13 protein-coding genes are annotated in these 13,503 nt (G+C 63.4%); 12 read left to right on the top strand and 1 reads right to left on the bottom strand.

The features are described 5' to 3' along the window. Nucleotides 1-99: 99 nt before the first annotated feature. Nucleotides 100-1,173, top strand: coding sequence for an ATP-dependent DNA ligase (locus tag M1D88_RS20425; RefSeq protein ID WP_458112527.1), 1,074 nt, complete (start codon nt 100-102; stop codon nt 1,171-1,173). Nucleotides 1,174-1,246: 73 nt separating this feature from the next. Here M1D88_RS20425 and M1D88_RS20420 read toward each other — a convergent pair whose 3' ends face one another. After that, nucleotides 1,247-2,566, bottom strand: a complete 1,320-nt coding sequence (locus tag M1D88_RS20420) for an MFS transporter (RefSeq protein WP_458112526.1) — start codon at nt 2,564-2,566, stop codon at nt 1,247-1,249. Nucleotides 2,567-2,783: 217 nt separating this feature from the next. Here M1D88_RS20420 and M1D88_RS20415 point away from each other — a divergent pair, with 217 nt between their 5' ends. The 11 genes from M1D88_RS20415 (at nt 2,784) to M1D88_RS20365 (ending at nt 13,480) form a co-directional block, all read left to right on the top strand. Continuing rightward, nucleotides 2,784-3,635 carry an IclR family transcriptional regulator gene (locus M1D88_RS20415; protein ID WP_458112525.1) on the top strand — a complete coding sequence of 284 codons (852 nt, stop codon included), beginning with the start codon at nt 2,784-2,786 and terminating at the stop codon, nt 3,633-3,635. Between the two features lie 127 nt (nt 3,636-3,762). Next, nucleotides 3,763-4,644 carry a shikimate dehydrogenase gene (locus M1D88_RS20410; RefSeq protein WP_458112524.1) on the top strand — a complete coding sequence of 294 codons (882 nt, stop codon included), beginning with the start codon at nt 3,763-3,765 and terminating at the stop codon, nt 4,642-4,644. Continuing rightward, complete coding sequence (locus M1D88_RS20405) at nt 4,644-6,638, top strand: bifunctional sugar phosphate isomerase/epimerase/4-hydroxyphenylpyruvate dioxygenase family protein (RefSeq protein WP_458112523.1); 1,995 nt, start codon at nt 4,644-4,646, stop codon at nt 6,636-6,638. The genes M1D88_RS20410 and M1D88_RS20405 overlap by 1 nt, the downstream gene beginning before the upstream one ends. A gap of 98 nt (nt 6,639-6,736) precedes the next feature. Then, nucleotides 6,737-7,567 carry a protocatechuate 3,4-dioxygenase subunit beta gene (gene pcaH, locus M1D88_RS20400; RefSeq protein WP_458114591.1) on the top strand — a complete coding sequence of 277 codons (831 nt, stop codon included), beginning with the start codon at nt 6,737-6,739 and terminating at the stop codon, nt 7,565-7,567. Then, the gene (gene pcaG, locus M1D88_RS20395) at nt 7,560-8,150 is read left to right on the top strand and encodes a protocatechuate 3,4-dioxygenase subunit alpha (protein WP_458112522.1); all 591 of its coding nucleotides are present in this window, start codon (nt 7,560-7,562) and stop codon (nt 8,148-8,150) included. Before pcaH ends, pcaG begins: the two co-directional genes overlap by 8 nt. Next, nucleotides 8,147-9,640: a class-II fumarase/aspartase family protein gene (locus M1D88_RS20390; protein WP_458112521.1), complete on the top strand. Its 1,494-nt coding sequence runs from the start codon at nt 8,147-8,149 to the stop codon at nt 9,638-9,640. The genes pcaG and M1D88_RS20390 overlap by 4 nt, the downstream gene beginning before the upstream one ends. Continuing rightward, nucleotides 9,637-10,446 (top strand): alpha/beta fold hydrolase, encoded by an 810-nt coding sequence (locus tag M1D88_RS20385; protein WP_458112520.1) that lies wholly within the window; start codon nt 9,637-9,639, stop codon nt 10,444-10,446. The genes M1D88_RS20390 and M1D88_RS20385 overlap by 4 nt, the downstream gene beginning before the upstream one ends. After that, on the top strand, nt 10,439-10,909 hold the full coding sequence (gene pcaC / locus M1D88_RS20380; RefSeq protein WP_458112519.1) for a 4-carboxymuconolactone decarboxylase: 471 nt from the start codon (nt 10,439-10,441) through the stop codon (nt 10,907-10,909). The genes M1D88_RS20385 and pcaC overlap by 8 nt, the downstream gene beginning before the upstream one ends. Beyond that, nucleotides 10,906-12,120: a thiolase family protein gene (locus M1D88_RS20375; RefSeq protein WP_458112518.1), complete on the top strand. Its 1,215-nt coding sequence runs from the start codon at nt 10,906-10,908 to the stop codon at nt 12,118-12,120. The genes pcaC and M1D88_RS20375 overlap by 4 nt, the downstream gene beginning before the upstream one ends. A gap of 3 nt (nt 12,121-12,123) precedes the next feature. Next, a complete protein-coding gene (locus M1D88_RS20370; protein WP_458112517.1) occupies nt 12,124-12,783 on the top strand; it encodes a 3-oxoacid CoA-transferase subunit A in 660 nt (219 codons plus the stop codon). 1 nt (nt 12,784) lies between these two features. After that, complete coding sequence (locus M1D88_RS20365) at nt 12,785-13,480, top strand: 3-oxoacid CoA-transferase subunit B (RefSeq protein ID WP_458112516.1); 696 nt, start codon at nt 12,785-12,787, stop codon at nt 13,478-13,480. The last annotated feature ends 23 nt before the right edge of the window (nt 13,481-13,503 follow it).

Here is a 13,503-nt window from a genome sequence, read left to right as displayed (position 1 = left end):
ATGTCGAGGATTTCTGCGCTCTATTGCAGGCTTTGTTGCTGCGTCCAGATGAGGCAACGGGGGTAGCGCTGAGCGGGTGTCCGGGCAAGAATGGGCCTCATGCAGCTGCCTGTCATGCCCCCTGTCGCCCCCATGCTCGCCAAATCCGTCACCGCCATCCCGGACGGCAACCTGAGCTACGAGCCGAAGTGGGACGGATTCCGGTCCATCATCTTCCGCGACGGAGAGGAAGTGGAAATCGGCAGCCGCAACGGCAAGCCAATGACCCGCTATTTCCCTGAGCTGGTGGAAGCACTGAAAGCCAACCTGCCAACGCGCTGCGTGCTCGACGGCGAAATCATCCTGGTTGGACCATCCGGGGACCGCCTCGACTTTGATGCCCTCCAGCAGCGGATCCACCCGGCCGCGAGCCGGGTAAAGTTGCTGTCCGAGCAGACGCCCGTGAAGTTTGTGGCCTTTGACCTGCTGGCCCTGGAGGACCAGGACTTCACCAGCCAGCCGTTCTCCCAACGGCGCAGTGCCCTGGAAGAGGCGCTTTCCGGTGCCGACGCCCCGATCCATCTCACCGCCGTCACCCACGACAGGACGAGGGCCGAGCAATGGTTCCATCAGTTTGAGGGTGCAGGACTGGATGGCATCATCGCCAAACCAATGGACGGCAAGTACCAGCCGGATAAACGGACAATGTTCAAAGTCAAGCACGCCCGCACAGCTGATTGCGTCCTGGCCGGCTATCGGGTGCATACCAGCGGAACGGACCTGATCGGCTCCCTGCTGCTGGGGCTTTATAACGACGACGGCGTGCTCGCCAGTGTGGGGGTGGTGGGCGCTTTTCCCATGAAGCGCCGCAAAGAACTTTTCGAGGAACTGCAGCCCCTGGTCACCGACTTCGATGACCACCCCTGGGCCTGGGCGAAGCAGGAGGAAGGCAAACGCACCCCGCGCAACGCTGAGGGCAGCCGGTGGAGTGCAGGCAAGGACCTGTCGTTCACGCCGCTCCGGCCGGAACGCGTCCTCGAGGTTGCCTATGACCACATGGAAGGCGAGCGTTTCCGCCACGTGGCGCAGTTCGTGCGCTGGCGCCCGGACAGGGACCCCCGGTCCTGCACCTATGACCAGCTCGAAGAACCCGTTAATTATGATCTGGCCGAGGTGCTGGCCACCAAGCCCTAGCACCAAACCCCAGCGGCCCTCCCTGCCCAGCGCGAGGGGAGGACCGCCGTCGTGACCTTTTTTGAAGCTGACCTTACTTGAGGCCGAGTTCCTTTGTGGGCACCCGGAAGGTTTCCTTGGCAGTGAGCGCCGAGGTGGCCGCTATGACGCAGATGACGGCAGTGAAGATGCTGATCTGCACCCAGCCGCCGGGCTGGATGCCGCCCAAAGCCGCGACAATCGCCGGAGCAAAGCCTGCCATGAGGAAGCCGAGCTGGGTTCCGATAGCTAAGCCGGAGAACCTTACTTTGGTGCTGAACATTTCGGCGTAGAAGGAGGGCCAGACGGCGTTGGAGGCCGCGTAGCCAAAGGAGAAGAAGCCGATGGCTGCAAGGAACATCAGAGGCACGCTGCCGGATTCGAGGCTGAGCAGGAACACGGGCGTCAGCACCGCGCTGGCCAGTGCGCCATAGATAAAGACCGGCTTCCGGCCGATTCTGTCGGCAAGCTGCCCGAACAGGGGCTGGGTGCCGAGGGCCACCAGGTTGGCGCCGACCACGAGCCACAGTGTGGTGGTCCCGTCTACGCCGGCGACGGTCTTGGCATAGCTGATCGCAAGGGTACCGAACACCGTGGATACTGCGGCGATGAAGGCACAGGCAACAACCCGGAGGACGTCGCGCCAGTGTGACTTGAGAAGGTCAGCCACAGGAAGCTTGGATATCTCGGCATTCTTTTGGGCTTCCTCGAAGGCCGGCGGCTCGTGCAGCGTGCGGCGGATAAAGAAGGCCACCACAACCACTACTGCGCTGAGCCAGAACGGAATCCGCCAGCCGATGCCGTACTTGATCTCATCAGGAAGGGCGAGGACCGGGATAAAGACGAGGGCCGCAAGGATCTGGCCGCCCTGGGTACCGGTGAGAGTCCACGACGTGAAGAAGGAGCGGCGGTTGTCAGGTGCATGCTCCAGTGTCATGGAGGAAGCGCCGGCCTGCTCACCTGCTGCGGAGAGCCCCTGGCAGAGACGTGCCACCACCAGCAGGGCCGGGGCCCACCAGCCCACGGTGTTGAAGTCCGGCAGGCATCCAATCAGGAACGTGGAGGCACCCATCAGCAGGAGGGTGAACATGAGTACTTTCCGCCGGCCTACGCGGTCGCCGAAGTGACCCAGGATGACGGCACCTACCGGCCGTGCCACATAGGCAAAGCCGAAGGTGGCGAAGGACATGATGGCCGCGTTGGCGTCGGCATCGGGGAAGAACACGATGGGAAAAATCAGGGCGGCGGCAGAACCGAAGATGAAGAAGTCGTAGTACTCGACGGCGCTGCCCAGGAAACTTGCAATGGCTGCTTTCTTGGGGGTCCCGGCCGGTGCTGAGACGTCCGGCGTGCTGGACGGGAGGGTCTGGCTCATGGTGTTCCTTTGCGTGACGACAATGTCGCGGATGAATCATGCGCTTCTCAACGGCTACCGGTTCAGTGTGGGGCGCCGCGAGGTCCTTGGGAAGACCCGTAGCCACATGGTGAGAGCTACTGTTGCGATACAGCAAGCATGAATGTGATCACAGTCACCTGTCAAGAAAAACTTTCATTATCTAGCAATAGCTCTCACTATGTGGCAACATCGAGATATGAGTGTGAGTCAAAACACAGGCCATGATGCCTCCAATGGAACCGCCGACGCCAAGGAGAGTGATGCTGTCAGGGCATTGAAGGGCGGGAAGGATGATTCGCGCACGGATATGGTCGGGAAGGCGCTCGGCCTGCTGGTACTGCTCGGGGATGAGCCAAGAGGAGCCAGTGCTGCCGAGATTTCCCGCCGTGCCGAGCTCCCGTTCAGCACCACTTACCGTTTGCTCGGATCGCTCACGCGGGATGGGTTTGTGGACTATGAACCGGATGGCCGCCGCTACCATCTGGGTCTTCGGGTCTTCCAGTTGGGCCAGCGGGTCTCCAATCATCACGGCTTCGCCGGCACCGCCCTGCCCATCCTGCGCAGAGTTACCGAATTGACGGCCGAGGCCACCATCCTTTCGGTCCGCGATGGAAACCATCACTTGACGGTGAACAAGGTGGACGGTCCCCAAACGTTCCGGGTTACGAGCGACCCCGGACATCTCGGATCGCTTCACACCACGGCCGTAGGCAAAGCCCTGGTGGCCTTTGCTGACGAGGCCACCCGCGGGGAACTTGTTGAAAGCCTGGAGCTGGCGCCGCTGACGGAGTTCTCCATCACCGACCGCGATGCTTTTCGAGCGGAAATTGATCTGGTCCGAAACCGCGGCTACGCCACCATGGACCAGGAGAACGAGCTCGGGATGCGCGCCGTCGCCGTTCCGGTTTTCAATTCCCAAGGCCACGCTTTTGCGGCGCTGGCCACAGCCGTTCCGGTGTTCCGGCTCAGCCAGGAAGCCTTGGTGGCCCTTGTGCCTGTGCTTCAGGAAGCAGCCGCTGAACTCGCGGCCCGCCTGCCCGAACGTTAACTTTGTTCGGCATAAGAACAAGAGTGCATCATATGAACATTTCCTGTACTGTAACTCGTACCACCCGGCGTGAGCCGACGCTGCGGCGTCAAAGCGGCCGCGTGGTGTTGTCAAAGGAGCTAACCGGATGAGCAATCGAGCAGAGTCCTTTCTCGTAGGACTCATAGGGGACGGTGTGATGCCCTCGCTGACGCCCCTCATGCATGAACGTGAAGGTGACCGGCAAGGCCTCCGCTATCTCTACCGCCCCATCGATTTGGGCGAAATCGACGTCCCGGCCGCGGCAGTCGGCGAATTGCTAAAGGCGGCTTTCCGCCTCGGCTTCAACGGCCTCAACATCACCCATCCCTGCAAGCAACTGGTTTTGAAGCATCTGGACGAAGTTTCGTCGGATGCGCGGGAGCTGGGCGCCGTGAACACCGTGGTGATCCGGGACGGCCGCTTCATCGGTCACAACACAGACTCTTCGGGCTTCGGTGCAGCCCTTTCCTCAGGCCTTCCGGATGCCAAACTCAGCCGGGTGGTCCAGTTGGGAGCCGGCGGGGCTGGTTCCGCTGTCGCCTATGCACTGCTGACGGCCGGCACCAAGACGCTGGACCTCGTGGACGTGGACACCGTGCGGTGCGCTGAACGCGCTGTCGAGCTTTCCGGTCTCTTCCCGGACCGGACCATCACTGCCCGAACGACGGCGGAGCTGCCGCGGCTGATGCCGCTGGCGGACGGCCTGGTCCACTGCACTCCCACCGGCATGGCCGGCCATCCCGGCACGCCGTTGGAGCCGTCACTCCTGGAATCCCGCCACTGGGTGGCAGACATCGTGTACCGCCCGATCGAAACCGAACTCGTACGTGAAGCCAAGGCCAAGGGCTGCGATGTCCTCGACGGCGGGCGGATGGCGGTGGGTCAGGCAGCAGATTCCTTCCGAATCTTCACCGGACTTGAAGCCGATGTGGAACGGATGCGTGCCCACTTCCTGGAGCTTGTGGCCGCAGAAGGGGTGACCGTCTGATGCGCACGGGGATCGCTACAGTGTGCCTGTCCGGGACGCTGAAGGAGAAGATGCAGGCGTGTGCAATTGCCGGTTTCGACGGCATTGAAATCTTCGAACAGGACCTGGTGACCTCGCCGCTGAGCCCTGAGGACGTCAGGACCATGGCCGCAGACCTCGGACTGACGCTGGACCTTTATCAGCCGTTCCGGGATTTCGACAGCGTCAACGAGGACCTGCTTCCGGGGAACCTGCGCCGCGCTGAGGCCAAGTTCAAGCTCATGTCCCGCTTGGGCATGGACACCATGCTGGCCTGCACCAACGTCGCCACAGCCACCATCGACGACGACGACCTCCGGGCAGAGCAGCTGTCGCGCCTTGCGGAGCTTGCGGGAAACTACGGCGTCAAAGTGGCTTATGAGGCATTGGCCTGGGGCAAGTATGTCAACGACTACGAGCATGCCCACCGGCTGGTCGAGGCGGTGGACCATCCGAACCTGGGGACGTGCCTGGACTCTTTCCACATCCTCTCCCGCGACTGGGATACGGCTCCGATTGAAGGCATCAACCCCGCAAAAATCTTCTTCGTCCAGGTAGCCGACGCGCCCAAGCTCTCCCTGGACGTACTCTCTTGGAGCCGGCACTACCGTGTCTTCCCCGGAGAGGGTCAGTTTGAGCTCGCCAAATTCATGGGTCATGTTGTCCGGGCAGGATACGCGGGCCCTGTCTCGCTCGAAGTCTTCAACGACGTCTTCCGCCAGTCCGACGTCGAGCGTACCGCTGTTGATGCCATGCGCTCCCTCATTTGGCTGGAAGAGCAAAGTGCCCAGTGGCTTGATATCCACCCACGGGTTGGCAACAGCAGCGGCACACCTGCAGTGAGCGGGGCCGCTGTCCGCCGTCGTTATCCCATGGAGTTGGCAACCCTCCCGAAGGTGGCTGAACCTGCGGGCTTCAACTTTGCCGAAGTCAGGGCAGGGGACGCGGCCGGGCTGGAAAAGGTCCTGGGCCAGCTGGGTTTCGAGTTCAACGGACGCCACCGCACAAAGGCTGTGCAACTGTGGACTATGGGGCACGCACGCGTGATCATCAACGAAGAACCCGCGTCGGGTGCATCGGGGCCACTGAGCGTCGGGCCGACCATTGCCGCTCTGGGATTCGACGTCGATTCACCCTTGCTTGCCTCCGCCCGCGCCCAGCAGCTCAAGGCCCCGGCCGTGCCGCGTAAGAGCCAGGCCAATGAGGAGGTGTTCCAGGGGTTCGCGGCGCCGGACTCCACGGAGATCTTCCTCTGCCAGGGCAACCCTGATGGAACGGCGGCGTGGACTTCCGAATTCGGCGATGAGCAGGCAACTCAGCAGTTCCCGGTTGCTTTAGGAGCGTCAGGTGGAGGATCCGGATCCCCCACAACAGGTGCCGTGATTGACCATGTGAACCTGGCGCAGCCGTGGCAGCACTTCGATGAAGCCGTTCTTTTCTACACCAGCGCGCTGGCCTTGCAGCCCCAGCCGTATGCAGAGGTTCCCAGCCCTACAGGCCTGGTCCGTTCGCAGGTGATGCTTACTGAGGACCGTGCAGTGCGCCTTGTGCTGAACCTTGCCCCGCTTCTCCAGCAGGACGGCGGGCAGCAGGACAGCAGGTACGACGGCGGCAGTCGCTTTCGGCGGACGTACCAGGAGCACATTGCCTTCGCTGTCGCCGACCTCGTCGCCACCGCGAAGAAATGCCGTGACCGCGGCCTGGAGTTCCTTCGTATCCCGGACAACTACTACGAGGACCTGGACGCAAGGTTCGCGCTCGAGCCGGATTTCGTTGCCACTCTGCGGGAGCTCAACCTCCTCTACGACCGGGATGCTGACGGGGAGTTCCTCCACTTCTACACGGCCACCGTCGGGAGCGTGTTCTTCGAAATGGTGGAACGCCGCGGCGCCTATGACGGCTACGGCGCGCCCAACGCACCTGTGAGGCATGCCGTCCAGTACGACCATCTGCACCAAATGAAGCCTTCCCGCTAAACCCCCTTGTCCGAGCCAACACCGATAACCCGAAGGAGGTTGCTGTGCCAGAGAATTTCAAGGCCGAAACGTACAAAGCTGATTCCCTCACCGAGGATCTGTCCGATGCAGCCGAAGTTCCCCCGAAAGCGGCAACACCAAAAGTGGAGACGCAAGCGGATTTGAGCGCCGAGCTGAAGGCCATCGGCGATGCCTATGCCGCCAAGCTCAGCAGCGGCGGCGAGCCGGAGACCCAGCCACGGCTGGACTTCGCCCCCTACCGCAGCAGCATCCTCCGCCACCCCACCAAAAGCCTGCACCATGCGGATCCTGAAACCATCGAGCTCTACTCGCCGGCTTTTGGGCACCAGGACGTGCACGCGCTGGAATCCGACCTCACCATCCAGCACGACGGCGAACCCCAGGGCGAACGCATCATCGTCGCCGGCCGGGTGCTCGACGGCGATGGCCGCCCTGTCGCCGGGCAGCTCGTGGAGATCTGGCAGGCCAATGCCTCCGGCCGCTACATCCACAAGCGGGACCAGCATCCCGCCCCGATCGATCCCCACTTCACCGGTGTAGGGCGCTGCATCACCGGGCCGGATGGATCCTACCGATTCATCACCATCAAGCCTGGCGCCTATCCGTGGAAGAACCATCTCAACGCCTGGCGTCCTGCGCACATTCACTTCTCGCTGTTCGGCAATGAGTTCACGCAGCGAATCGTCACCCAGATGTACTTCCCGGGCGATCAGTTGTTCCCTCTGGACCCGATCTACCAGTCGATCGTTGACCAGGACGCCCGCGACCGTCTCGTGGCCAACTATGACCACGAGCTGACCGAACCCGAATGGGCTCTGGGCTACAACTGGGACATCGTGCTGACGGGGTCGAAGCGGACCTGGACCGAAAATGAGGCCCTCGGGGCGGAAGGTGACCACCATGAGTGACTCCATACTCACCGCGACAGCAGGCCAGACGGTTGGCCCGTTCTATGGTTACGCCCTGCCCTATGAGAAGGACTGCGAGCTCCTTGCGCCCGGGTCGCCCGGATCCATCCGCCTCCAAGGCACCGTGTACGACGGCGCGGGTCACCCCGTTCCGGACGCCATCCTGGAAATCTGGCAGCCTGACGCTGACGGGAAGATCGTGCACCAGACAGGCTCCCTTGTCCGTGACGGCTACACCTTCACCGGCTGGGGCCGCAGATCGGTGGGCTATTCCGGCGTCTATACGTTCACCACAGTCAACCCGGGCCCCACCGAACCGGGCGCTGCCCCGTTCATTGCCGTGGCGGTGTTCGCCAGGGGCCTGATGAACCGCCTGTTCACCCGTATTTATCTGCCGGAGAACCAGCAGGCACTTGCCGGGGACCCGCTGCTGAGCTCCCTCGATCCCGATCGCCGGCAGACCCTGATTGCCCGGCGTGATCCGGACGGCGGACTGACGTGGGATGTCCGGCTGCAGGGTGAGGGCGAGACGGTTTTCCTTGATTTCGATGGCGGGTCCGCTGGTGGCAAGGACCGTCAATGACCGGTCCCGAGCCCCGCTTCGACGGCGACGTCGGCCTGCTGGCTCCCGTTTCGGCGTCGCCCCTTGTAGCGATCCTGACGGGCGACCGGGCGGTACTGGCGGCGATCCTGGCCGTCGAGGCAGCCTGGGCCTTGGTCCTGGAGAAGGCAGGTTTGGCACCGGCAGGGTCGGCCGCCGTCGTCACCGCGGCCGCTGACGTCAGCCGCTACGACGCAGGGGACATCGCTGTGCGTGCCCAAGGCGGCGGAAATCCGGTCATACCTTTGCTCGCCGATCTCCGCGCGGAGGTCAAGAAACTGGACACCGGCAATATCGGGGCCATTCGCGCGGTTCACACCTCGCTGACCAGCCAGGACGTCCTGGATTCGGCCCTTATGCTGCTGGCCCGCAACGCCGTTGCTGCGCTGCTGGCAGACGTCCACAGCACGACGACGGCGCTTGCGTCCCTCGCCGAACAGCATGCGGACACGCTGTGCGTGGGCCGCAGCCTGACCCAGCATTCCCTTCCCGTGACCTTTGGCCTGAGGACGGCACAGTGGTTCCATGGACTGGCTGCCGCTGCCCGGAAGCTCGAGTCAGTCCCGTTGCCTGTGCAGATGGGTGGTGCGGCCGGAACCCTGGCGTCCGGAACCCTGCTTGCTGAAACCATCCCTGCTGAGGCCGGCCCTGGGAGGGAAACCGGGCGCACACCGCGAAAAGCCGTGACAGCGCTGGAACTCTCCGACCGGCTCGCCGCGCAGCTGGGCCTCTCCCCAACGCCCGCTCCCTGGCACACCAACCGGTCCGCAGTGACCACTCTCGGAGACGCGCTGGCTGGCGTGACCGACGCCTTGGGCAAAATCGCCGCCGATATTCTCTTCCTCAGCCGGCCGGAAGTTGCTGAAGTGGCCGAACCCCGGGCGGCAGGGCGGGGTGTGTCCTCGGCGATGCCGCAAAAGCAAAACCCCGTCCTGTCCGTCCTGGTCCGCAGCGCAGCCCTCCAGGCCCCCAACCTGGCGGGACAGTTGCATCAGGCCGCCGCTAACTTCAACGACGAACGCCCCGACGGCGCATGGCACAGCGAATGGCAGGCCTTCCGCGAATTGTTGCGGCTGGCCCTCGGCGCCGCCGGCCTGGCCCGGGAACTCGTCGAAGGCCTGCAGGTCTTCCCGGAAGCGATGCGCCGCAACCTGGATCTTTCGGGCCCCCTGCTGCTGAGCGAAGCCGTAGCCAGTGCCGTCGCTCCGCTCCTGGGTGAGGATGGCAGGAAGCAGCTGCAGTCCGCGGTGGACGGGACGCTTCTGGCGCCGGCAGCGGAGCAGAGAGCCACCTACCGCCGCTTACTGCGCGAAACCGTGACGGCGGACAAGCTTTCGGACCAGCGCCTCGAGGAACTCCTGGACCCGGCCAACTATCTGGGCCAGAGCCATGAAATCGTGCGCCGCATTTTCGCTGGCTTTCCCGAATTTTCAGGAAAGCCAGTACAGGGAACCGAAGGGGTGCCGGGATGACCAGGCCTGAACTCAAGGCATCGCTGCTTTCGCCTCCGCGGGAACTCGGCGAAAAGCCACTGCTGGTGGTGGGCCCCTCCCTCGGCACGTCCGGCGCAGTGCTGTGGGCCCAGACTGCTGCCCTCCTGGGCAATGACTACGAAGTCGTGGCCTGGGACCTGCCCGGACACGGTGTCTCACCTGCAGCGCAAAGGACGTTCGACGTCGGCGAACTGGCCGACGCCGTCGTCGACCTTGTCGATTCCATCTCCCCGGGCGCCACTTTCCATTACGCCGGGGTATCCCTGGGCGGCGCAACGGGACTGCAGCTGGGCATCAAGCACGGTGAGTGCCTCGCAAGCCTCAGTGTTCAGTGCAGCGGAGCCAAACTCGGCATCTCTGAAGGCTGGCTGGAGCGTGCCGAAACAGTCCGGAACCAAGGCACGCCGGTGATGATCCAGGGGTCAGCGCAGCGCTGGTTCGCGCCGGGCTTCATGGACCGCGAACCGGGCTTGAGCAGCCGGTTGCTTCACTCCCTGCGCGACGCCGACCGCTTCAGCTACGCCTTCTGCTGCGAGGCACTCGCGACCTTCGACGTCCGTGAAGAACTCGGCAGCATCCGCGTCCCTACCCTCGCAGTGGCCGGTGTGGAGGACGGGGTGGCCCCGCCGTCGTTCGCTGAAGAACTGGTGGCCGGCATTCGGGCCGGAGGGGGCTCAGCAAGGGCCGTTGCCTTGGATGGCGTTGCCCACTTGGCACCTGCGGAGGCGCCGGACAAGGTGGCCGAACTGCTGCAGGAATTTATGGGAGGAATCGACAATGACTGAGCCTGAACGACATGGTGTGGTCCGCCCCGACGCGACGAGCCAGGAAATTTACGACGGCGGCATGGTGGTCCGCCGCGAGGTGCTGGGCGATCCGCATGTGGACCGCGCCAACGCGAACAAGGACTCGTTTACGGAGGACTTCCAGGACATGATCACGCGGATCGCGTGGGGTGGAATCTGGACCAGGCCAGGACTTTCCCGGCAGATGCGGTCCGCCGTCACCATCACAGCGATGGTTGCGCACGGGCACTGGGAAGAACTGGCCATGCATATCCGCGCGGCCGTCACCAACGGCCTGAGCCGGGATGAGATCAAGGAAATCCTGCTGCAGACAGCCATCTATTGCGGGGTTCCCTCCGCCAACACGGCTTTTAAGACCGCCCAACAGGTCTTCCATGAAATGGACAACGCAGCAATGGACAACACAGCAATGGACGACACAGGAATGGACCGTACTTCATGAACCAGGCATACATTTACGACGCCGTCCGCACGCCTTTCGGTAAATTCGGTTCCGGGCTTGCCTCCATCCGGCCCGACGATCTGGCCGCCCATGTGATCGCTGAGTCAGTTAAGCGTGCACCCCAGCTCGACGTAGAGCGCATCGATGAGGTTGTGTTCGGCAATGCCAACGGCGCGGGCGAAGAAAACCGGAACATCGCCCGCATGGGTACCCTGCTCGCAGACCTGCCGGTCTCCATCCCCGGCACAACGGTCAACCGCCTGTGCGGCTCCTCTCTCGACGCGGCGATCATTGCCTCCCGCCAGATCAACGCCGGCGACGCCGAGCTCATGCTGGTGGGTGGCGCCGAATCCATGAGCCGCGCGCCGTGGGTGCTGCCCAAGACGGAGAAGCCCTACCCCGCCGGTGATCTCACGCTGGCCTCGACCACGCTGGGCTGGCGCCTAGCGAACAAAGCAATGCCCTCCAAATGGACCATTTCCCTTGGCGAAGCCACGGAGCGGCTCCGCGAAAAGTACGGTGTGACGCGCCAACAGCAGGATGAATTCGCCGCGGACTCGCACAATCTTTCCGCCAAGGCATGGGACGAGGGGTTTTATGACAGCCTCGTCTCAGTGGTGCCCGGAACCGATCTGACGCGGGATGAGGGCATCCGGGCCGGTTCTTCGGCGGAAAAACTGGGAGGGCTCAAAACCGTTTTCCGCACCGAGAACGGCACCGTCACAGCTGGAAACTCTTCCCCGCTGTCCGACGGCGCCTCCGCAGCCTGGATCGGCAGCGAACGTGCCGCCGGGCTTCTCGGCATGAACCCCCTGGCCCGTATTGCCGGCCGCGGAGCCCACGCGAACGACCCCCAGTACTTTGGCTACGCTCCCGTGGAAGCCGCGAACAAGGCCCTCGCGAAGGCGGGGATCGGCTGGGATCAGGTGGGCGCCGTCGAACTTAACGAAGCGTTTGCCGCGCAGTCTGTTGCCTGCATCAACGCCTGGGGTGTGGATCCTTCCATCGTGAACCGGCACGGCGGGGCGATCGCAATGGGACATCCGCTCGGTGCCTCCGGTACGCGGATCCTGGGCAATCTGGCGCGGAGCCTGCAGGCATCCGGTCAGCGGTGGGGCGTGGCAGCGATCTGCATCGGTGTGGGACAGGGGCTGGCGGTGGTGCTGGAAAACGTCACTGCTGATTCTGAGCCGGATCACAGGAAGGCCTAGGACATGCTGAATTTCATGGACACTGTGGAGGAGGCCGTTGCCGGAATCAAGGACGGCTCTACGGTGATGATTGGCGGGTTCGGCAACGCCGGGCAGCCCTTCGAGCTGATCGACGCCTTGATGGGTTGCGGCGCGAAGGAGCTGACCGTGGTCAACAACAACGCAGGCCAGGGGGATCAAGGGCTGGCTCTGTTGATCAGGGAGGGCCGGGTCCGCAAGATGATCTGTTCCTTCCCCCGGCAGTCTGACTCCTGGCATTTCGACGCCAAGTACAAGGCCGGCGAGATCGAGTTGGAACTGGTACCGCAAGGGAACCTGGCCGAACGTATCCGTGCCGCAGGTGCCGGGATCGGCGGTTTCTTCACCCCCACCGGCTACGGCACCATCCTGGCTGAAGGTAAGGAAACCCGGATAATCGATGGAAGGGGACAGGTTTTCGAGACGCCCATCCACGCCGACGTCGCCCTCATCAAAGCCCTCAAGGCTGACGGGAAGGGAAACCTCGTGTACCGCAAAACTGCCCGCAACTTCGGGCCCATTATGGCGGCGGCCGCCAAGCACACGGTGGTGCAAGTATCCGAGATCGTTCCGGTGGGCGGGCTGGACCCGGAGAACGTTGTGACGCCCGGCATCTACGTGAACAGCATTGTGAAGGTGGCTTGAGATGAGTGTTGAAGCTTCCATTCGGACGGCGGAAAAGCCGCTGGGCCGCGACGACCTCGCGCGTCTGGTGGCACGTGACATAAAGCCCGGGTCCTTCGTAAACCTGGGAATCGGCCAGCCAACGCTGGTATCCAACTACCTCCAGCCTGAGCAGGACATCACGCTCCATACCGAGAACGGCATGCTGGGCATGGGTCCGGAAGCCACCGGTGACCAGATTGACGGGGACCTCATTAATGCCGGCAAAATCCCCGTTACAGAACTGCCCGGGGCCTCCTACTTCCACCATGCCGACTCGTTCGCCATGATGCGGGGCGGGCATCTGGACATCTGCGTTCTGGGGGCATTCCAGGTCTCTGCCGCGGGGGATCTTGCGAACTGGCACACGGGCGCCCCGGATGCGATTCCGGCGGTCGGCGGAGCCATGGACTTGGCGACCGGGGCAAAGGATGTCTTCGTGATGATGACGCTGCTGACCCGGGAGGGAGCGTCCAAGCTCGTGGAGACCTGTACATATCCGCTCACGGGGGTTGGCTGCGTGACCCGCGTGTATACCGATATGGCCGTATTCCTCACCGGACCCGACGGCGTTCAGGTGCAGGAGACCTTTGGCTGCACCTTCGAGGAGCTCCAGGCGCTGGTGCCCGTCCCGCTGGTGCCGGTCCCGGTTAAGGCTGCGCCCGCCGTCGAGCCCTAACTCCGCCAAGCCAATAGGATTGC

The sequence above is a fragment of the Arthrobacter sp. R1-13 genome, assembly GCF_054161475.1.
This window is presented reverse-complemented; position numbering and strand designations above follow the sequence as displayed.